Origin of the sequence: Halomonas sp. KHS3 (genome assembly GCF_000830495.1) — a bacterium.
In the GTDB taxonomy this organism is placed as follows: Bacteria; Pseudomonadota; Gammaproteobacteria; order Pseudomonadales; family Halomonadaceae; genus Vreelandella; species Vreelandella titanicae.
On sequence record NZ_JWHY01000003.1, the window covers coordinates 187,381 to 206,799 of the forward strand.

General features: G+C 52.4%; 20 protein-coding genes. 11 read left to right on the forward strand and 9 right to left on the reverse strand.

Going from position 1 to position 19,419, the window contains the following annotated elements:
* Positions 1–37: 37 nt before the first annotated feature.
* The gene (locus tag RO22_RS09725) at positions 38–979 is read right to left on the reverse strand and encodes a LysR family transcriptional regulator (protein WP_084625309.1); all 942 of its coding nucleotides are present in this window, start codon (positions 977–979) and stop codon (positions 38–40) included.
* A 106-nt stretch (positions 980–1,085) separates the two neighbouring features.
* On the opposite strand from RO22_RS09725, the gene RO22_RS09730 reads away from it, so the two are divergent.
* Positions 1,086–2,069 (forward strand): aldo/keto reductase, encoded by a 984-nt coding sequence (locus RO22_RS09730; RefSeq protein ID WP_041158235.1) that lies wholly within the window; start codon positions 1,086–1,088, stop codon positions 2,067–2,069.
* Complete coding sequence (locus tag RO22_RS25180) at positions 2,070–2,201, forward strand: hypothetical protein (protein WP_263364864.1); 132 nt, start codon at positions 2,070–2,072, stop codon at positions 2,199–2,201.
* 4 nt (positions 2,202–2,205) lie between these two features.
* Here the strand turns inward: RO22_RS25180 and RO22_RS09735 are convergent, their stop codons facing one another.
* Complete coding sequence (locus RO22_RS09735) at positions 2,206–3,114, reverse strand: LysR family transcriptional regulator (protein WP_052475590.1); 909 nt, start codon at positions 3,112–3,114, stop codon at positions 2,206–2,208.
* 133 nt (positions 3,115–3,247) lie between these two features.
* Here RO22_RS09735 and RO22_RS09740 point away from each other — a divergent pair, with 133 nt between their 5' ends.
* From RO22_RS09740 to RO22_RS09750, 3 genes are all read left to right on the forward strand, one after another.
* Entirely contained in the window at positions 3,248–4,441 is a 1,194-nt protein-coding gene (locus RO22_RS09740; protein ID WP_052475591.1) for a M20 aminoacylase family protein, read from the forward strand.
* A 79-nt stretch (positions 4,442–4,520) separates the two neighbouring features.
* Entirely contained in the window at positions 4,521–4,745 is a 225-nt protein-coding gene (locus RO22_RS09745; RefSeq protein ID WP_052475592.1) for a DUF3311 domain-containing protein, read from the forward strand.
* Positions 4,738–6,213, forward strand: coding sequence for a sodium:solute symporter (locus RO22_RS09750; RefSeq protein WP_041158237.1), 1,476 nt, complete (start codon positions 4,738–4,740; stop codon positions 6,211–6,213). The genes RO22_RS09745 and RO22_RS09750 overlap by 8 nt, the downstream gene beginning before the upstream one ends.
* A gap of 133 nt (positions 6,214–6,346) precedes the next feature.
* Here RO22_RS09750 and RO22_RS09755 read toward each other — a convergent pair whose 3' ends face one another.
* The 4 genes from RO22_RS09755 to RO22_RS24995 all read right to left on the reverse strand — a co-directional run bounded on the left by RO22_RS09755 (position 6,347) and on the right by RO22_RS24995 (position 9,127).
* A complete protein-coding gene (locus RO22_RS09755; protein ID WP_041158238.1) occupies positions 6,347–6,976 on the reverse strand; it encodes an SDR family oxidoreductase in 630 nt (209 codons plus the stop codon).
* Positions 6,977–7,061: 85 nt separating this feature from the next.
* A complete protein-coding gene (locus RO22_RS09760; RefSeq protein ID WP_041158239.1) occupies positions 7,062–8,096 on the reverse strand; it encodes a DUF2235 domain-containing protein in 1,035 nt (344 codons plus the stop codon).
* Between the two features lie 12 nt (positions 8,097–8,108).
* Complete coding sequence (locus RO22_RS09765) at positions 8,109–8,798, reverse strand: VIT family protein (protein WP_027960072.1); 690 nt, start codon at positions 8,796–8,798, stop codon at positions 8,109–8,111.
* Between the two features lie 179 nt (positions 8,799–8,977).
* Entirely contained in the window at positions 8,978–9,127 is a 150-nt protein-coding gene (locus RO22_RS24995; protein ID WP_233974233.1) for a PQQ-dependent sugar dehydrogenase, read from the reverse strand.
* A gap of 106 nt (positions 9,128–9,233) precedes the next feature.
* On the opposite strand from RO22_RS24995, the gene RO22_RS09770 reads away from it, so the two are divergent.
* Together RO22_RS09770 and RO22_RS09775 are read left to right on the forward strand one after the other, a co-directional pair.
* Positions 9,234–9,776, forward strand: coding sequence for an adenylate kinase (locus RO22_RS09770; RefSeq protein ID WP_041158240.1), 543 nt, complete (start codon positions 9,234–9,236; stop codon positions 9,774–9,776).
* Between the two features lie 149 nt (positions 9,777–9,925).
* Positions 9,926–10,861 (forward strand): glycerophosphodiester phosphodiesterase family protein, encoded by a 936-nt coding sequence (locus RO22_RS09775; RefSeq protein WP_041158241.1) that lies wholly within the window; start codon positions 9,926–9,928, stop codon positions 10,859–10,861.
* 57 nt (positions 10,862–10,918) lie between these two features.
* Here the strand turns inward: RO22_RS09775 and RO22_RS09780 are convergent, their stop codons facing one another.
* On the reverse strand, positions 10,919–11,812 hold the full coding sequence (locus tag RO22_RS09780; protein WP_041158242.1) for a dihydrodipicolinate synthase family protein: 894 nt from the start codon (positions 11,810–11,812) through the stop codon (positions 10,919–10,921).
* A gap of 381 nt (positions 11,813–12,193) precedes the next feature.
* Here RO22_RS09780 and RO22_RS09785 point away from each other — a divergent pair, with 381 nt between their 5' ends.
* The 4 genes from RO22_RS09785 to RO22_RS09800 are packed head-to-tail and all read left to right on the forward strand — an operon-like array spanning position 12,194 to position 17,580.
* Complete coding sequence (locus RO22_RS09785) at positions 12,194–12,637, forward strand: hypothetical protein (RefSeq protein WP_022522580.1); 444 nt, start codon at positions 12,194–12,196, stop codon at positions 12,635–12,637.
* Complete coding sequence (locus RO22_RS09790) at positions 12,606–13,832, forward strand: hypothetical protein (protein ID WP_022522579.1); 1,227 nt, start codon at positions 12,606–12,608, stop codon at positions 13,830–13,832. Before RO22_RS09785 ends, RO22_RS09790 begins: the two co-directional genes overlap by 32 nt.
* A gap of 34 nt (positions 13,833–13,866) precedes the next feature.
* Positions 13,867–16,707 carry an EAL domain-containing protein gene (locus RO22_RS09795; RefSeq protein WP_041158243.1) on the forward strand — a complete coding sequence of 947 codons (2,841 nt, stop codon included), beginning with the start codon at positions 13,867–13,869 and terminating at the stop codon, positions 16,705–16,707.
* A 45-nt stretch (positions 16,708–16,752) separates the two neighbouring features.
* Positions 16,753–17,580 (forward strand): PEP-CTERM/exosortase system-associated acyltransferase, encoded by an 828-nt coding sequence (locus RO22_RS09800; protein WP_041158244.1) that lies wholly within the window; start codon positions 16,753–16,755, stop codon positions 17,578–17,580.
* A gap of 9 nt (positions 17,581–17,589) precedes the next feature.
* On the opposite strand, the gene RO22_RS09805 is transcribed toward RO22_RS09800, so the two are convergent.
* The gene (locus RO22_RS09805) at positions 17,590–18,249 is read right to left on the reverse strand and encodes a hypothetical protein (RefSeq protein ID WP_022522576.1); all 660 of its coding nucleotides are present in this window, start codon (positions 18,247–18,249) and stop codon (positions 17,590–17,592) included.
* A 135-nt stretch (positions 18,250–18,384) separates the two neighbouring features.
* Complete coding sequence (locus RO22_RS09810) at positions 18,385–19,350, reverse strand: putative zinc-binding metallopeptidase (protein ID WP_022522575.1); 966 nt, start codon at positions 19,348–19,350, stop codon at positions 18,385–18,387.
* Between the last annotated feature and the right edge of the window lie 69 nt (positions 19,351–19,419).

Consider the following 19,419-nt stretch of genomic DNA (forward strand, 5'->3'; position numbering starts at 1 on the left):
GGCCTGTCGGATAAAAAGTGAAGACTTAGTGACTATATCACCCACTCAAGCGCTTGCGGTTACTGGCCACCAGCTCAGCCAGAAAATCCGCCACGGCCCGGGTACGGCCTGATTGGGTGAGATCCGTCTGAATAACGAGATAGATGGGCTGATCCACGCCAATATCCGCAGCGACACACACCAGTCCAGCCTCCAACGCCAGAAAATGCGGCAACACCGCTATCCCCAGCCCCGCTTTCGCCGCCGCTAGCTGGGTCGCCAGCGAGGTGGTAGTTAGCGCAGGTTCCTGCCCCTGCAGAACGCGCTCAACCCACTGAGCGGCAGGCAAGTGCGCATGCGTTTCGCCCCAGGTAATAAAGGCATCGCTGTCGTAATCGCCCGCGTCATGGTGAACCTCACGCTGGGCCACATAACTGGGGCTAGCATAAAGCCCAAACCCCAGCGAGCCGAGTCGGCGAAGGGTGACATTACCCCGCTCGGGCTTGACCATTCTAAGCGCCAAATCGGCGTCGCGGCGGTGCAGATTAACGGTAGAGATATCGGTCACCAGCTCAAGCCGGATGCCTGGGTACTGAGCATAAAATTTTGGCAATGCGGGCAGAATCAACGACGTAGCCAGGTTTTCAGCGGTGGCCAAGCGCACCCTGCCGCTCAGCTGCGTAGCGAGTGCGCCCCCGCTGGAAAAGGCCGCTGCGGCAGCTTCCAGCGCTTCGGCTTTTTCGATTAGCCCGGCCCCTTCCTCGGTAAGCTGATAGCCCGACTGCTGACGAACAAACAACGGCAGCTTTAAGGCTTTTTCCAACCGCTCGATACGCCGGGAGAGCGTCGCGATACCCAGTTGGAGTTCCGCTGCCGCACCGCTCAAAGTGCCATGGCGGGCCACCGCCAGAAAAGAGCGCGTGTCATCCCAGACCCACCCGCGGGGCATCTGGTTTTCAAAACTGGAAAACGGCTTACCGAACTCGTTCATTTTTTTCATTATTGGATAGTGCCACGCTGTTATTGCGCGTTTCAACAAGAGCTCGATAACGGCTCACGCTCTCTTGATGGGCAATAGTTTCGTAAGTCATTACAGGAGATATAGCATGCAAAAACGTACACTCGGCACCGACCTGACCCTCTCTGCCATTGGCTTAGGCTGCATGGGAATGAGCGAGTTCTACGGCCCCCGAGACGATAGCGAGTCGCTTCGGGTGTTGGCTCAGGCGGTGGAGCTGGGAATCGACTTTTTTGACACGGCGGATATGTACGGGCCACACCATAACGAGGAGCTGATTGGCCGTTTTCTTGCCAGCCATAAGCCAAACGTACGTATCGCCACCAAATTCGGCATTGTTCGCAACCCTGGTGAGTATCAGCGTAGCCTGGATAGCAGCGCCCATTATGCCCGCCAAGCTTGCGAGGCGTCGCTAAAGCGGCTGGGCATCGAACAGATCGATCTCTACTACGTTCACCGCGTTAACCCGGAAACCCCTATCGAAGAGACCATGGAGGGCTTGGCACAACTGGTTAAAGAGGGAAAAATTGCCCACATTGGCCTCTGCGAGGTTAGCGACGAGACCCTGCGCCGCGCACACGCCGTGCACCCGGTGACGGCGGTTCAAACCGAATACTCGCTCTGGACACGGGACGTGGAGCAAGCGGTGCTGCCCACCTGCAAGGAACTTGGCATCGGCTTCGTGCCCTACTCTCCTCTCGGCCGAGGGTTTTTAACGGGCAGGTTTCAAGAGAACGCTGATTTCGGCGAAGGCGATTTTCGTTCTAACCTGCCGCGCTTCTCTGAACAGGCCATGGATACTAACCGCCGAATCGCGGAGGTGATTGGCGACATGGCAGCACTCAAAGGCTGTACCCCTGCGCAGCTCTCTCTGGCCTGGCTGCTATCCAAAGGCGACAACATCGTACCGATCCCGGGCACCAAGCGGTTACGCTACCTTGAAGAGAATGCGGCAGCGGCGTCCATCTCCCTGACCACCGATGAGCAGCAACAGCTTGAGGCGGCCACTGCTCGCCTTCCGGTTATCGGCGAGCGCTATACACCGGAGGGCATGAAGGGGGTGAATGCGTGAGTGAACTATCGTCTATCGTTGCACCCAGCCAATGGCGCGGCTAATGCAGCTTTAACTCAGTACGCCAAACGTGGGGCGAAAAACCTGGACGACTTTCGCCCGGCTGCTGCCAAAGCCGCCTTTGAAGGATAAAACCTCATTCCTTCATTTCATGCGTCGCTAAGGATTCAGTTTCTGCAATTTCGATTAGGCGGCGTACTGCTGACAGCCCCGAATCTCGCCGCCAAACCAGCATCAGAGGCAAAGTCAGATTGAGGTCTTCTAAGCGATGGCTCACTACGCCTTCTGGCGCTCCAGCCATGGTCATTGCCGGTAGGATACTGCAGCCCATACCGGCAGCCACCAAGCATAGCATCGTCGCATTGTCGGTTCCCTCTTGCACCACATGTGGCGTGAAGCCCTCTCGCTGAAAGGCATGAATTAGCTTGTCGTGATAGACCGGGGTAGCACTGCGGTCAAACCAAATAAAATTCTCGTCGTTAAGATCAGCAAGAAACTTTGGAGGGTGATGCGCTAGGTGTGAGGTCGCACTGGTGACCAGTACAAGATGATCTTCATAAAGGCAATGACAACACAGGCTACTATCGTCCTCTGGCGGAAAGAACAACATGCCTGCATCGAGCCGGCCACGCCGAATGGCTTCAACCTGAGGCCCGGAAAGCAATGATTCTACCTTCAGTGTGACCTCTGGATAACGCTCACGAAAGCGATTGAGCAAACCGATGATCTGCGGCACCCATAAATGCATGACGGTTACTCCCAGTCGCAGTTGACCGAACTGACCATCTGCTATGCGTCGTGCATTACGCTTAGCCTGCTCAAACTCGCCCAGCAAGCGCCGGGTATCACGATAGAACGCTTCACCAGCGGCAGTCAGCCGAATGCCGTGCCGCGAACGGATCAGCAACGTCGTACCAACCTCGTCTTCAAGCAACTGCAATTGACGCGACAGTGCCGGCTGAGCAAGAGGTACCCGACGGGCCGCCGATGATATGGCGCCTTCCTCCACAACCACTTGGAAATATTTTAAACGCTTGAAATCCATCTGGTGCCCCTAGCCATAACATCTACCGCAATCCATCCAATATTAGTATGGAAAGCTAATAAAAAAACTATTTTCTCTATATCACCGAAACAACCAAGATGAAAAAGGCCATCTTCAACCATGCGAATTGACTATGACAGAACTCATTGATCCAAACTTCTTCGAGCGCCATCACGCTGAACTGATCCAGATAAGACACGAGTTACATCGCAACCCGGAGCTGGGGTTTCAGGAACACGAAACGGCCAAGCTCATCGCGACAGAACTAGAACGTCTCGGCTTGCCCTTTGAAGCCGGCATCGGTAAGACCGGCATCGTTGCGACCGTGACGGGAAAACGACCTGACAACGGACGACATATTGGTCTTCGTGCTGATATGGACGCACTGCCTATCCAGGAGCTAAACGAACACAGCTATACCTCAGCAGTGCCCGGCCGGATGCATGCTTGTGGTCATGACGGCCACACCACTCTACTGCTCGGTGTAGCTCGCTACCTAGCTGAACATCGTGACTTCGCGGGTACTCTTCATCTCGTCTTCCAGCCAGCCGAAGAGGGCCTGGGTGGCGGCCGAGCAATGGTTGAAGAGGGCCTATTTGAGCGCTTTCCTATGCAGGCGATTTATGCCCTACATAACTGGCCTTCGCTACCTGCAGGCCAAGTGGCTATTCGACCCGGCGCGATCATGGCGGCCACCGACCGTCTAGATATCCGTGTACGCGGCAAAGGAGGCCATGGCGGCGTCAACCCTCATCTATCGACGGATCCTGTTCGTATGGCGGGCGCCCTTATTCAAAGCCTGCACTCCGTGGTCGCACGTGATATTAATCCACTCTCGCCCGCCGCCTTGAGTCTATGCGGTTTGCAGGGTGGCGACCTGGACGGCTTCGCCATCATTCCTGATGAGGTGCACATCAGCGGTACAGCGAGAAGCCTTGATGTTGATACTCAGGATCGCATGGAGCATATGGTTCGCCGTGTTTGTGAAGGGGTAGCAATCGCCCATGGCGGTGACATTGACGTCGATTACCAGCGCATATTTCCGGCGACGATCAATACCGAGGCAGAAACCCGTCATGTGGAAGCCTGCATTGTGCAAACACTCAGCGAGTCGGCCCTAATACGCGACGTTGCTCCCAGCCTCGGCGGTGAGGATTTTTCCTTCATGTTGCAACGCTGCCCTGGGGCTTACTTCTTTCTCGGCACAGCGAAGAGCGACACTACACCGCCACTTCATAACGCTCGTTATGACTTTAATGACGACATTATTCCCACCGGCTGCCGGTTGCTTTTAGCGATAGGCCTTAACGCGCTCGTTGCGAACTGACTAAGGCTAACGCAACTACTTATAACTCTACAAAAGCATAACGAAACAACCATACAACTTCATAAAACGAGGTATGCACATGAAAACTCAGCCCTCGCTCCCTTCTAGGGGAATGCTGATTTACTTTACTGTCTGTGCCCTGGCCATGATCTGGCCCGGTGCACTGGTAGCGAATCGTATTGAACCGATGATAATCGGTTTGCCCTTTTTCCTGTTCTGGTATGTAGCCTGGGTGTTTGCCCTGTTCGTGGGACTGGTCATTGCCTATCGTAGTGATGCCGCGCAGGAGGTGGACGATGAGTGATTCACTGCTGATCACCACCATTACCCTGGCCTACCTACTGATTGTGCTAACAGTGGGACTAAGCGCACGCCACAATCAAAACTCCTCTCTGGAAGGGTATGTGGCCGGTGGACGACACATGGGTTTACTGGTGCTGTTCTTTATTCTCGGAGCGGAGATATTCTCTGCTTTCGCCTTCTTGGGTGCACCTGGCTGGGCCTACAGCAAAGGAGCTCCAGCACTCTATATTATCGCCTACCTGGCACTGGCCGTAATCGTGTGGTGGTTGATCGCCCCCTACATTTCGCGACTCGGCCGCCTCCATGGTTTCCTGACTCAAGCGGAGTTCCTCTCTGCCTGTTACCCAACCCGCGGCAACTTGCTAGGCCTATTTATCGGCGTGGTTAGCGTGCTAGCAATGATTCCCTATTTGACCATTCAGATCGCCGGTGCAGGACTTCTCTTCGAGGCTGCTACCTCTGGCACCATTCCCTTCTGGCTCGGCAGTTTACTCGCCTGTGGCGTGGTAGCTGCCTATGTCTATGCAAGCGGCTTGCAAGGTATCGGTTGGACCAACCTACTTCAGGGCGTGATGATGGTGGGCGTGGCGTGGTTTCTGGGCTTGGCGACGGCTGACCAATTCTTTGGTGGGGTCGGCGAGATGTTCCGCGAACTACAGCGAGAAGCCCCTGAATACCTAACCATGCCCGGCGCAGGCGGCATGGGCTGGGGCGCTTTCTCTACGGCTATTCTGGTAAGTGCTCTAGGCTGCGTAATGTGGCCGCACATTTTCATGAAATTCTATAGTGCTCGCAGTGAGCGAACCCTCAAGCGGGTATTCGTGCTCTACCCTCTTTACAGCTATCTGTTGATACCATTACTAATTATTGGTTTTGCTGGGGTTCTACTGTTGGAGGATAGCCCGCTTGACTCCGCCGATCGAGTATTGCTAACGCTGGTAGTTGAGCTAGCTGACTTCCCGGCTTGGCTGATAGGCGTAGCTCTCTCCGGCGCCCTGGCCGCTGCCATGTCTACTGCTGCAAACCTAGCTCATACCTCCGCTACTATTCTGGTACGCGACGTGGGCCAGCACTTACCAGCACTTCGCAACATGCCAGACAATAAGGCGCTCAAATTGACTCGCTACGGCGTGGTGCTAATCTCACTTGCGGCTTACCTACTTGCCCTTGTCAATCCCGGCTCATTGGTTGACCTACTGCTCGGCGCCTATGGCATCGTGGTGCAGTTACTACCCATGCTACTGGGCGCATTGTTCTGGCGCCGCGCTTCCCGTGCTGGCGCTTTCGCTGGCTTGGCAATAGGTGCTGCACTGACCCTATTATTTCAATTTGGTGTTAGCACCCCATTCGGCTGGCATGCTGGCTTCTGCGGCTTAGTAGTCAATACAGCCGTATTCATTAGCGTGAATTTAGCAATGCGAAGCGCATCATCGTGTTCGCCAGCTCAAGCTCTCGGCACTAACACTTGATCTGTGAAATAAAATGCAGTCAACATCAAGAGGTGGCAGCAGCCACCTCTTGATGCATAAGAGTATTTCTACTTAATTGAAGCGTGGGCAAATAAGTACGCAAATGTGCATTGAGTAGTGACCACCACACCAATTATTGAATAATCTCGCCTATCGAACGCTTACCGTCCAATAGTAGGTACTCTTGGTTGGTCACACCTGAAGTTTGCACCACATGCAGCAGTGCATGGGCGACATTGGCTCGTGAGATTTGGTTGTCGCCTGCTTCATCCAATGAACTGGCAAACTGCTGGCTGGCGGTTTCGTCGGTTAAACGCCCTGGCTTGAGAATAACGTAGGGCATACCGCTGTTGCGAAGGTGGGCATCGGCGGCAAATTTAGCAGCCATATAGGGGCGCAGCTTTTCGGGCGCTTCCATAGGGTTTTCTGCCCGCATAGCGCTGATCATAATGTAGCGGGAGAGACCTTTTTGCTTGGCGATATCGACGGTACGAATGGCGCCAAAAAGGTCAATCATCAGGGTTTTATCCGGCCCGGTGTGGGGCCCTGACCCCGCAGTGAAGACCACTTGGTCGCAGCCGTCAAAGGCGTGCTCAAACTCACCTTCTAGATCGGCTAGCACGCTGTCAATGCCGCGCTCTTTGAACCAGGCTGCCTGCTCTTCACTGCGGATCATCGCCTTGATAGGCGTGCCCACTTTTTGGGCCAGTTCGCAAAACTGCTTGCCAATCTGTCCATTCGCGCCAATCACTAACGTTGTCATAACGACTCCTTGTGAATTGCTTACCCTTCTATCAATGCAGGCACTTAGGCGAAATTCAACCCGTACTGATCTCTTACCCATTTATTCACTTACCCACAGTGAGCCCCTGCCACCCGTACTCTTCCACCAACGCTTTTAAGTAGGGAGGCCGGTAGTTAGCGTCGCGCTCATAGCGGGCTTTTACGCTGGGGTGAATTAGCATCAGGGTGTCATCAAGCACGAGTGGTCTATCTAACGGTTGTTTAAAGCGATAGACATGCTTGCGGGAGTTGTGAACCTGGCCTTTCGCACCGTCGGTTAGGTTGTCGCGAATATGTGACTCGGTGATTAAACCGGCAGCGTTTGCCTCATCCAGCATCCAGGCAAGAGGTGTGTCCGAAGCTTGAATGCCGCTTTTGTCTGGTTTATAGGATCCGCCGACATCTGCATGTACACCTGCAAACCAGACTTGCTTGAGGTCTACGCCTTGCCTGGGCGTCCAGATAGTGGGAATAAAATCTTCCCGCTTCTCGTCAATGGCTAGAGCGTGGCGAGCAATGGCCACGTTGGCACCCATTTTGGTGTCGTAGAACTCATCGTGGCTCTCGAACAGGCCCATAATGCTAAACGGGATGCCCAGTGCGCCGACGGTGTCCCACACGCCTATAAAGTGTACATCCCGAGCAGGGTGACTGTAATCGGCGCGGAATTTACAAGCTGCCTTACCCGCGGGATGGTTGGTTCTGGTTGGGCTTTTATAGATTTTCCAGGCTTCAACGATCAATCGGGCTTCTGCTCGTTTGAGAATGCCGCAGTTATTAATCAACCCACTAAGCGCTCGCACGGTATAGGCACCACGGCTGAAGCCGAATAGGTAAATGTTGTCACCGGGGGCGTAGTTTTGAACGATATAGCGGTAGCCATCAAGGATGTTTTTATGAATTCCGGCGCCGGTAGCCCCCGCGCTAAGGCTATTGTGATAAGAACCTAGCCCCCAGTCGTAAAACACATGCTGCTTTGCCTCCTGTGTCTCAGGGCTGATCGCCCGGGCCAGCTGCAGCACATTAGTGGGAAAGTCATTTTCCAGGTCTTCTTCAGGACGGTTCCAGGTGCCATCGGCGCATACCACGATATTTGCCATGGTTCATCTCCGTTAAGCCATCACTCCAAACACATGCCCGATGGCGGAGGTTAAGGCCATCGCAAGAGCGCCCCAAAACATCACTCTTGCTGCAGCTTTTAGGATTGGTGCTCCACCCACTCGGGCTGCTATGCCACCCAACAAGGCTAAAAAAAGCAGAGAGAACACCGCTACCAGTGGGATCAACAGTGAAGGTGGCGCCCACCAAGCGACCAGTAGCGGTAGCAGTGCGCCGATAGTGAAAGTGGCGGCTGAAGAGAGTGCGGCTTGGAGGGGGTGCGCTTGACTGAGGTCGGTGATGCCAATCTCGTCTCGCGCATGGGCGCCTAAGGCGTCTTTGGTCATTAATTGCTCGGCGACCTTTCGTGCCAACTCAGGCGCCAAGCCGCGCGTTTCATAGATAGCGGCAAGCTCTTCCTGCTCTAGTTCATAGTGCTCTGCCAATGCTTTGCGTTCGATATCGAGATCAGCATTTTCAGTGTCCGACTGAGAGCTTACCGAAACATACTCCCCCGCTGCCATCGACATTGCGCCAGCCACCAGGCCCGCAATACCCGCCAGCATAATACCGCTTTGAGTGGTATTGGCTGCGGCTACCCCCAGTATTAAACTGCTAGTAGAAACGATGCCATCGTTGGCGCCCATCACAGCGGCACGCAGCCAGCCGGAACGGTGAGATCGATGGTGCTCTGAATGGATCATGGGCTTTCCTTTCTGTGAGGCGCATCCAAGCCAACAATAGCATCTAAGGTCATGAACTATTTTGCTGGCACTACTCGAAGTAGCCTGCCCTCGGAGCTGTCGGTAAGTAGGTACACTTCACCTTCTGGGCCTTACCCGCACATCTCTTATACGCTCGTCTAGCTCACCAAACAGGCCTTCTACATCGCTGGCTTCGCGGCCATTGTTAGATAAACGTACCCGGCGCACCTCTTATTTACCAGCGCTCCTATCAGTATATCGCCCTGCCACTGCGGGAACAGCTCGCCGCTGTAAAGCGCTATCCCCGAGGGGCAATAGAGGGCGTCCATTCTAAAAGTGGTGGTACGGTACCAGGGTACTCATTGACGCCGTATGGTGCGCTTGCTGCCTCTTTGAGCACTTATTAAAATGTCGCGCCACCTAAAGAGAACTCCCATGAAAATTAATGTGGTTGGTACGAGTGGCAGTGGCAAAAGTACCCTTGCAAAGCAGCTCGCAGATGCCTTGAACGCCCCATGCGTCCAGCTTGATCAATTATTCTGGCGCGCTAACTGGCAAGGAGCACCGGACGATGAGTTCTTCGCCGAGCTGGAAGAGGCTTTAGCAGCCTCACCTCAAGAGTGGATACTGGACGGTAATTTTGACCGTACTCGGCATATAAAGTGGCGCGAAGTGGATATGGTGGTGTGGATCGACTACCCCTTTTGGCGAGTATTTAGCCAAGCCCTCACCCGTGCTGTTAAACGCATCATCAGCCAAGAGGAGCTTTGGCCCGGTACAGGTAATCACGAAAGCTTCCGCAAAACATTTCTAAGCCGTGATTCGGTTCTGCTATGGTCACTAAAAACGTGGCGGCAAAACCGTAAACGCTACTTTGCCGATATGGTGAATCCACGCTATGCGCCTATTCAATTTGTACGTTTGACCTCTATAAAAGAAGCGCAAGCGTTGGTGAAGAGTCTCAACGTGGGTACCTAGCCCTTAGGTGACTATATAGCCCCACTGCGTATTCGCTTGATGGCTGCTCTCTTCGGCTCTCGATGAATCACCGAACAGTTCTCGTCACTTGGCTTTAACGCTCCAGGCCATGTACGCTTATTGAACGAACATTCAATTAAGGTGCTTTAATGCAACGTCATTCGCTATTCGCCGCAATGTCACTGGGGCTTTTTGCTGGTGCTGCCACAACCACCGCGCTGGCGGAGTCCACACCGTTGGAGGAGCAGCTCAAAGAGCTTGAGTCATTCCAAGTGATCGCCCACCGCGGGGCCAGCGGCCACGCGCCGGAAAGCACCATGGCGGCCTATGAATTGGCCCATGAGTGGAATGTCGACTACTTAGAGCTGGACGCCCAAATCACCGCCGATGGTGAAGTCGTGGTATTTCATGATGACGCCATTGACCGCACCAGCGATGGTGAAGGCAAGATTAACGACTACACCATGGAAGAGCTGAAAGCGCTGGATACCGGCTCTTGGTTCAATGAAGCCAATGCTGATAAAGCAGACGCGGACTTTGCAGGGGCACAGATCCTCACGCTGGATGAGCTTTTCGAGCGTTTCGGTCACGATGCTCGCTACTACATTGAGACCAAGTCACCGCAGCTAAACCCAGGCTTGGAAGAAGCCCTGGTAAAAACGCTGGAAGAGTACGACATGGTCGAGAGTGGCCGAGTATTAGTGCAGTCTTTCGAGCAGGAGAGCCTGTTAAAAGTGCAGGAACTAAACGATGACATTCCGCTAATCCAGCTCGTTTGGTACTACCCCAGTGAAGAGGACGAATCGCGTTTAGTGGAGTGGACTGGTGTGACACCGGGCCCAGCAGAGATTAATGATGAAGACTTCCAGGTGGTAGCGGAATACGCGTCAGGAATCGGAACTAACTATATCTACGAAGGCCAAGAAGTCATCGATGCCGACTTTATTCGTCAAGCAAATGAAAATGGCCTGCCGGTGCACGTTTACACCGTCAATGAAACCGATGAGATGGAGCGTTTGATGGAAATGGGCGCAAACGGCCTGTTCACCAATTATCCAGATCGCTTGCTTAAGCTCGTTGAGTAACCATCGTTTAATGGCATATTACGCCCGGCCTTGGCCGGGCGTTTTTATAATAAGGTTTTACTCAAGCCCAAGCTGCCCCAGTACCTGCTCTACTCTTTTACGATCGCCCGCTTGCAGCGTTTTAAGCGGCTGGGGCAAGCAGGGCTGACTCACCTTCCCGGTGATTTCTGCAATGGTAGCCGCCACTCGCAGGCTACCGCCGTATTCACGGTAGAGTGCCCACAGCGGCTCAAGGCCGTCTGAAAGCGCCTTGGCCTGTTGAACATCCCCCGCCTGAGCAGCTCGGGTTATCGCCAGCGCTGCTCTAGGGTATAACCCGCCGATAACGGAGTACCAGGCATCACATCCTGCATTTAGACCGGTGGCTGCTGCCGCGTCGCCGCTGATGCCGATAGTGACATCAGCGGGGATCAGCTTGCGCAACCCAGTCACTCGCTCCTTTGCAGAGTCAATATCATTGTTCACCGGCGGAATTTTGATAGAGCGAACCTGGGGCAGTTGGTCGATTCGCCCATGCAGCTCATCGCTAAATTCAAAATGGGTTGTGCCAGGGTTATCGTACACGCAGAGCGGCACACTCAGCGATTGGCAAACCGTGGCGTATAGATCGAAGACCTCGTCGTCGGTGAGCTTTTGGTAGGAGACCGGCGCTAGCAGCACGCCGCTGGCACCTGCCTGCTGAGCGCGTTCTGCATTAGCCAGCACATCACGAGTACGTAGCGCCCCAATGCCTGCAATGACAGGCGCGCCAACTGCATTTTCAACGCTAAGCTGAATAACACGGGCGCGCTCATCACGGTTTAAATAGGCGTAGCTACCGGTCGAGCCCAGCACGCCAATGGAATCCACCGCTGCCTCAGCTAAATAAGCAACTAAACGGACAAACTCATACTCATTAATGCCCTGCTCGTTCATGGGGGTTAGCGGGAATGCACTTAGGCCGGTGAACATGGTGGATGATCCTTTTAAGATGGATGGCATTCGCAGTGTCGCACAGACGATTAGCTATTATGTACAAGCATACGGTAATGGAATAGCCACAGCTTATCCTCGTTATTCGTTGACATAACTTTCTGTTATTTTTCTTGAATTGATGTAGTGTTTGCGTATACGCCGTATCGATACGGCACAGTTGCTTTAGATGTGTATCTTTCAGTCATACCATCATGACTGAATATAAAAACAGTCTCGTTAGTGCTGCGAGGGAGAACACGTCATCAATACATACACATTTTCAGCGCAGAGCAGAACGGCACCGCGGGTGAACCTGGCGTTCATCAATCAACCAGTAAGCCACTACCAATGCCATTACCCATTATAAGCGGCTCTCTAATGCGATTGGCCTTACTGGCAGCGACTACTTTTATTGTGTTGGTGGGGCTCGCTTTCGCAACAACGAATGCCATCGCTCGAGAAGCGCCGCTTTTTTTAGTGGCTCACCCTGACGTCACTACCCACTGGCTGAACCGTGATACTACCCGCGCGATTTTCGCCATGCGCCAACGCACCTGGCCGGATGGTCAAGCGGTTAGGGTTTTCGTTTTAAGTAACAACAACCCAGTACATGCTCGCTTTACCAAAGAGCAGTTGGCGGTTTACCCGCACCAACTTCAATTAGCCTGGGATCGCATGGTTTTTTCAGGTACCGGTCAAGCCCCCGACCGAGTAAATGACCAGGAAGAGATGCGCGAGCGCGTCGCCTCAACGCCGGGTGCCATTGGGTATCTTGAAAGGGAGTATCTGGATGATAGAGTCCAAGTCATTTCGATGGAATGAATGCAGAGCCCTTGCCGCTTTGCTAGGCACCGTTGTAATGGGTTTATCTGCTCCCGCCCAAAGCGACGAACACGCTCTGGATACTTTACAGGTACATGGCTTTCTTAGTCAGGCGCTGGTCGTGACTGACAATAACAACTTTTTTGGTCAGAGCAGCCAGGATGAAGGCAGCATAGAATTTACCGAAATTGGCCTCAACGTCTCCTTACGCCCCCATCAGGATGTACTCGTTGCTGCTCAGGTGCTAAGTCGTCGAGCTGGAGGCAATAGCAGCGACGCAGAACCTAAACTGGATTACGGTCTCATTGATTACCAAATGATTTCTGACCAAGGGCGTACGTTTGGTGTTCAGCTTGGTCGGATTAAAAATCCTTTTGGATTTTATAATCAAACCCGCGATGTGGCATTTACCCGTCCCAGCATCTTACTGCCTCAGTCTATCTATTTTGACCGAACACGCTCAATGGCTCTCACAGGTGACGGCCTAACGTTCTATTTGGAACAGAGATTAAGCAACGGAGTACTACGAGGACAGTTTGGCTTAGGAAAGCCTCAGGCTGGTGACGATTTAAGCGATACGCTTCAACTTCAGCGTATATCAGGCACCTTCGATCCTCAGCAGTCTACGATTGCCCAAGTTCGTTATGAACATGATGGAGGTCGTGTCGTTGCAGCGATTAGCAATGCCAACGTGAGATCCCAAATAGAGTCACATCAATCAGGTGTCAGCGACGGAGATTTTTATTTTACACCCTGGGTATTTTCACTCCAATACAATCAAGAACTCTGGAGTGTAACGACTGAATACGCACTGCGCCGTTCAGGGTTAAAAAACTTCAATCAGTCTTCTGTAAACTTCGACACGACAGGGGAAAGTTGGTATATCCAATACGCTCGGCGTTTTGCAAATGACTGGCAGTGGTTAATGCGTTATGACAGCCTTACCAGCAACCGCGCAGACCGCAACGGTAAATCTTTCGAGGCGAGTACAGGGGGAAGCGTTCCAGCCCATACCCAATTCGCAGATGACCTAACCGTTGGCCTGCAGTGGACGCCGCACCCTCAAGTCATGCTGGCAGGTGAATACCACCATGTCGATGGCACGGGTTGGCTGCCTATTCAGGATAATCCAGATTCATCAGCGACCAGCAGAAGATGGAGCATGTGGTTGTTTCAATTATCGCTGCGCTTCTGACGTTTACCTCGATCCTGGCTAGGACGCTACCGCGATGAAACCATTTACCCTTTTCCGAACGCCCCAACGCCTTAGCCTGACATGGCGGGTCATCGCGTTAAGTAGCCTGCTGCTGCTGGCGCTGGTAACGCTCTTTACCTGGCTAGGCCACGACAATCTTACCCGTCAGTTTCAAGAAAGCCGAAGCCAGCACTATGAACGCCAACAGCGAGAAATTCGTTTAGCGCTAGTTCGCTCATCGGAAAATTTACGTCAGTTGGCAGGGTTAACCGCGGCCTCGGCAAGCTTAGGCTCGCCCTTGCAAGCAGGTAATACCGCCGCAGTTGAGCAAGCACTAGACTCCCAGTGGCCCGCTCTACAGCTTGAGGCGGGTATCGATGAAATATTAATTATTAATACCCAGGGGCAAGTCTTGGGTAATTGGGGCACCGGCAATACACAAACGCAGCTTCCCATTCTGAGTTGGATCAGGCGGGTGATGCACACCGAGCAGCCACTCACTACATTGCGTTGTTCAGCTAGCTGCCAACAGTTCGCTGCCGTGCCGGTGCTAGTGGCGGGAGAAAGCGTTGGTATGGTCGTACTGACCCGCTCGCTAGCCGATGTCACTCGGCAGGCCAAGGAGGTATCTGGCAGTGAAGTCGCACTACTTGTCACCGGGCCCACTGAAGATAGCGGGATGACGGCAACTCGAGAGCTAAAATCATGGAATGGTCAACTGCTAGCCCTCACAAGCGAAGAGCAAACCCTAGCACCTTTGCAGCGAGCGTCAGATACAGCTCCTGTTCGCCGTTTAATGGAAACACCATTAAATCTTGAACATGATGGCAGACATTTAGAACTCAGCGCAGTACGCATGGAAGAGGATAATGAACGTAGCAATATCGGATACTTGCTGCTGATATCAGACATTACCGAGCAAATTAAGGCAATTAACCAGGATACTCGCACACTCTTGTTCGTAGGCGTACTCGGCTGGATTGCCGCTGAACTACTGCTATTGGTCATACTGCTGGGCCCAATGGCTCGACTGCGTAGAGTCGCTGGATTGCTTCCTGCCCTAGCTGACGGAAAATTTAGCGATATACACGCCGCCATTCCCAACCACCGCCGCCGCATTCCCGACGAGATCGATGTACTTGAGAGCATTACCCTTGAGCTTTCACGCCAACTTGAATTGTTAGAGAGTGAAGTACAAGAGCGCGGTGACCAACTAGCCGTGCGCATTGGGGAGCTAGCCAAAGAGCGAGATTTCGTTAATGGCCTGCTGGATACGGCCCAGGTATTTATCATTGCCCAGGATGACACTGGACGAATTAGCTTGGTCAATGAGTATACCCAGTTGATGCTAGGACTTAATGAAGCTTCGCTACTCGGGCGTCATTTTGTTGATGTATTCGAGGCAGGTGCCTCTACCAAGGTGAATACGTTCTCCCATTCCCAGCAAGAGGAGAAAACACTCCGTACGCCCGATCACAGGACTCATACTATCGCTTGGTACCATGCACCGTTACAAACGGGTAATGACGGCAAGGTGTCACGTATATCGGTTGGTCTGGATATTACCGAACGTAAGGCTGCCGAAGCTCGGCTAACGTGGCTGGCCGAACGTGACCCGCTAACGGAACTTTACAACCGGCGCTTCTTCCAACATGCACTGCAAACCGCCCTTGAACGCCCATCGAAGACAAAAGGGGCAGTATTGCTACTGGATTTGAATCAGTTCAAGGAGGTTAACGAGCTAAGTGGCCACCATGTAGGCGATAAATTGCTTCGTGAAGTGGCTGACACCCTCTTCCGCAACCTTGGCCCCCGCGGCGTTATTGCACGCCTAGGTGGCGACGAATTCTCTCTCCTATTAGAAGATACCAACGCCGATCAAGCCATCAGTGTCGCGCAATATATTGTCCAACTATTAGACGGTATCGGCTTCGTTGTGGGTGAGCGGCGGCATCGAGTAACGGCCAGTATTGGTATTGCCCTGTTTCCAACCCATGGCAATACGCCTGCTGACCTAATGGCTAGCGCTGATGTGGCAATGTACAAAGCGAAGGAGAGTGGCCTTCAGCACTGGCATTTACTTTCCAAGTCGGAGAATGCCAAAGACGAACTGCAAGCACGAGTCTACTGGGTTGAACGCATACACAATGCGCTAGAGGAGGATAGCTTCGAGTTGATGGTGCAGCCCATCATGCGTTTGGAAGATCAGGACGTAAAACACCACGAGGTGTTGCTAAGAATGCGCGACGCAGACGGGAGCCTAATTTCTCCCGCGCACTTTATTCCTATTGCCGAACAAAGCGGGCAGATTATTTTAATCGACCGTTGGGTATTGCGACACAGTTTAAAAGCACTTAGCCAATTGCAGGATCGAGGTATCACTCTGGCAGTTAACCTTTCGGGTCAGTCTCTTCACGACGGAGGGTTGAAGCAATACTTGGCAGACGAGCTGACGGCTAGCGGCGCTGATCCTCACCACCTTATATTGGAAGTAACGGAAACTGCCGCGGTAACCGATTTTTCTACCGCCCGTGGCGTACTACAAGCAGTACGTGACCTGGGTTGCCGTACCGCACTGGACGACTTTGGAGTAGGCTTCAGTAGTTTTCACTACCTTGGGCAGTTACCCGTCGACTATATTAAAATAGATGGTTCCTTTATTCGCAGCCTGCTGATTAGCCCTGACAGCCGCGTCATTGTTCGTGCTATTGCCGACATCGCTAAAGGTTTTGGCAAGCAAACCATTGCTGAATTCGTTGATCAAGAAGCGCTATTGCCAATACTAAAGGCCTATGGGATAACTTATGGTCAGGGGTTTCATTTAGGCAGGCCTATAAAAATCATCGAAGCATTTAGTGGAATTAGTGCTCAATAATGGATACCGTTTATACTTAACTCTGGATTTAAATAGGGATAGTACATGAGCGCTTTACCACTGCAAGTGAAGAACAAGGATGCGTCAGCGGTATTTATTACAAGATTCATACAAGAGTTCAAATTCAAACTCTGCATAACTGAGCATGAGAAACAACTGGCTTATCGTTTAAGACATGATGTTTACTGCGAAGAACTTGAGTACGAAGAAGCCAGCGACCCCATAAAAAAACTCGAATTTGATATCCATGACCAAAACTCTATTCATTGTTTGATAGAACACCGCAGAACAGGACTAGTGGCAGGCTGCGTGCGGGTGGTTATGCCTCAGGCCTCCAGACCTCATCCACTTAACCAGCTCCCATTACAATCTTATGGCAGCCAAAGCCTTACACACGCAGAGCTGCATCCCGACAAACTTGCCCAAGGCAGTTACTATGAAATTTCACGACTGGCTGTGAATCGCCTTTTCAGAATAAAACTTAAAGATAGCTCTACTTCTTTAGAAAGCTCGACTACCAATCACAATGTTACTTTTTTTTCTACTGAAGAGAGGCAGCTCTTCCCACTACTAGCCACAGGCCTATTTGTCACCGGCTATGCTTTAGGGAGGCAGCTAGGTAAAATTCAAGTTTTTGCAATGATGGAACCTAGCTTGCCCCGACTTCTTGCTCTGACAGGCTTTCACTTCACCAAAGTCGGCGAAACAATCAACTTCCATGGAAGAAGAAGTGCTTACTACATCAATAAGCAACAAGCAGAGAGTGGATTAAAGAAATCATTGCTCCCCCTCTACTTGCACATACAGCAAACGCTGGCCCTCCAGCTAGAAGAAATGCTAGCTCAAGATGTTAGTACCTCACTAATAACTTGAATATTTTATCTATACCGTGGCCGCGGCGCTTTCTCGATCATCCAACGAAGCAGAACATCTAAAATCATCAACCGTTACGCTGGTGAATTTCTCTAAGAAAAACACGAGCGTTTCAGGATATTGGAAACGCTCCTCGAAGCGCTCTTGGCCCTCTTGCGAACGCCGAGTCACGCTTGCTCTATAGCCGCCATTAGATTTAGTCACTTTTACGCTATTTTCGCGGCTTCCATCACGCTTAATGGCCGTTAATGGAGAGCTATCGCTTAATAAAACGTCTAGCTGTCGAGCGGCAGTGCGCTCTTCATCAGATGCCCAGAGAGGTTGATCTCGGTCACCATAACGGTAGAGCATAATCACCAGCATGACCGAAAAAATACTGCTGGTCAGCATCCAGGTTAATAAAACGCTCGAAAGCGCCGTTGTCAGCATGATGAACATTTGAATCACGATACCCACCGCCAGCACACCGGCCAGAGGCCTCCACATACGCGGGTTCATAAACCCGCGCTTGAGGATATACCCCCAAAGCCCAATCACCGACAATGCCCCTAACAACAAATGAATGGGGGCAAGCAGCGTTCCTCCTCCAGCCAATATAGCAATTACCCCAATAATCACTATTAAACTGTAGAAAGCAGCTAGCAGGTAGTAAGCACGATCAAGAGTCATATGCAGTCTCCATGCGGGTTAGCCGATAACCTAATCGCCATCGGTTTTATTGTTATTGGTATACGGAAAAATCCTTAAACTGCAGTATAGGTTATGACGAAAATTCTTCACTATTGCCGACGTAGCCAATACAGGTCATAACCCCTGCGCCCCTCGGCGTAGCCAATCATGCACGAAAGCGAGCTTATGTCGGGCAGTCTCTGAGAGGACAAAGGGATAAAGATCCGGCAAGCCCATTGAGCGATTAACATGATTAACGCCCACGGTGAGTGAAGCTGCCACGTAGATCAAGCGCTCTGCATCAGGCTCTGCATACGGCTCCCATTGATGGCTAGGCAGCTCTGGTGAAGAGAGATCTGATGCCGCAAAGCTATCGGCAATATCGGTTAAATGCAGCAGGTGAGCAGCAGTCTCGGCCCAATCTTCATGAGGGTGCGCAGAGGCATAAGTGGTTAAATAGCGCTCTTTCCAATCGGGCGGCGGGCCATCGGTATAGTGGCGCTGAAGTGCTGCCGTGTAATCCTGACGTTCGTCTCCAAACATCTCACGAAAAGCATCAAGAAAGTCTTCCCGCAGGCTTAACCGCCACCACAGCATATGCGATATTTCGTGGCGCATATGGCCAATCATCGTTCGGTAGGGTTCTTCAAGCGCTTCACGACGGGTCGTGACTAGTACGGGGTCTACTTCGGCTACACTAATGGTCACCACCCCTTCAATGTGCCCCATCGGCACAGGCGTACGGCCTTCGGCGAGCAAATGGAAAACCGGCGGCGCGCCTGGATCTTCCGGGCGGAACCAGTGCCAACGCCCGAGGTTATCAAGCACCCAGCGTTTGGCTGCTTCAGTCTTGGCCCAATTAGGAATCGCATTAGGAAGGCTAGGATCTGGAGCCAGCGCTGTCATGGCACAAGCACGACAAAAAGCTCCCTCTTCAGGTGCAATCCAGTTGCAACCGATAATGTCGCGGTTAATACAGAAAGGAGGCATTGGCACAAAGGCCCGGGCCTGAGGGTCGTAGGCAACGGGGGTACCATCTGCGGTTGCGAGATTATCGAACCATAGAGAGCCGGAACCGACGGGATTTGAAAATACGCGCATACGGTAAAGCTCCTGAAAGCGAGGAAAATAGAACCTCAACCGATTGACTGAGCGTTCTCTTTTCCAAAA

Coding starts and splice junctions, on each gene's coding strand:
- RO22_RS09725 (WP_084625309.1), bottom strand. CDS start 979: ATGAAAAAAATGAACGAGTTCGGTAAGCCGTTTTCCAGTTTTGAAAAC.
- RO22_RS09730 (WP_041158235.1), top strand. CDS start 1,086: ATGCAAAAACGTACACTCGGCACCGACCTGACCCTCTCTGCCATTGGC.
- RO22_RS09735 (WP_052475590.1), bottom strand. CDS start 3,114: ATGGATTTCAAGCGTTTAAAATATTTCCAAGTGGTTGTGGAGGAAGGC.
- RO22_RS09740 (WP_052475591.1), top strand. CDS start 3,248: ATGACAGAACTCATTGATCCAAACTTCTTCGAGCGCCATCACGCTGAA.
- RO22_RS09745 (WP_052475592.1), top strand. CDS start 4,521: ATGAAAACTCAGCCCTCGCTCCCTTCTAGGGGAATGCTGATTTACTTT.
- RO22_RS09750 (WP_041158237.1), top strand. CDS start 4,738: ATGAGTGATTCACTGCTGATCACCACCATTACCCTGGCCTACCTACTG.
- RO22_RS09755 (WP_041158238.1), bottom strand. CDS start 6,976: ATGACAACGTTAGTGATTGGCGCGAATGGACAGATTGGCAAGCAGTTT.
- RO22_RS09760 (WP_041158239.1), bottom strand. CDS start 8,096: ATGGCAAATATCGTGGTATGCGCCGATGGCACCTGGAACCGTCCTGAA.
- RO22_RS09765 (WP_027960072.1), bottom strand. CDS start 8,798: ATGATCCATTCAGAGCACCATCGATCTCACCGTTCCGGCTGGCTGCGT.
- RO22_RS24995 (WP_233974233.1), bottom strand. CDS start 9,127: ATGGACGCCCTCTATTGCCCCTCGGGGATAGCGCTTTACAGCGGCGAG.
- RO22_RS09770 (WP_041158240.1), top strand. CDS start 9,234: ATGAAAATTAATGTGGTTGGTACGAGTGGCAGTGGCAAAAGTACCCTT.
- RO22_RS09775 (WP_041158241.1), top strand. CDS start 9,926: ATGCAACGTCATTCGCTATTCGCCGCAATGTCACTGGGGCTTTTTGCT.
- RO22_RS09780 (WP_041158242.1), bottom strand. CDS start 11,812: ATGTTCACCGGCCTAAGTGCATTCCCGCTAACCCCCATGAACGAGCAG.
- RO22_RS09785 (WP_022522580.1), top strand. CDS start 12,194: ATGCGATTGGCCTTACTGGCAGCGACTACTTTTATTGTGTTGGTGGGG.
- RO22_RS09790 (WP_022522579.1), top strand. CDS start 12,606: ATGATAGAGTCCAAGTCATTTCGATGGAATGAATGCAGAGCCCTTGCC.
- RO22_RS09795 (WP_041158243.1), top strand. CDS start 13,867: ATGAAACCATTTACCCTTTTCCGAACGCCCCAACGCCTTAGCCTGACA.
- RO22_RS09800 (WP_041158244.1), top strand. CDS start 16,753: ATGAGCGCTTTACCACTGCAAGTGAAGAACAAGGATGCGTCAGCGGTA.
- RO22_RS09805 (WP_022522576.1), bottom strand. CDS start 18,249: ATGACTCTTGATCGTGCTTACTACCTGCTAGCTGCTTTCTACAGTTTA.
- RO22_RS09810 (WP_022522575.1), bottom strand. CDS start 19,350: ATGCGCGTATTTTCAAATCCCGTCGGTTCCGGCTCTCTATGGTTCGAT.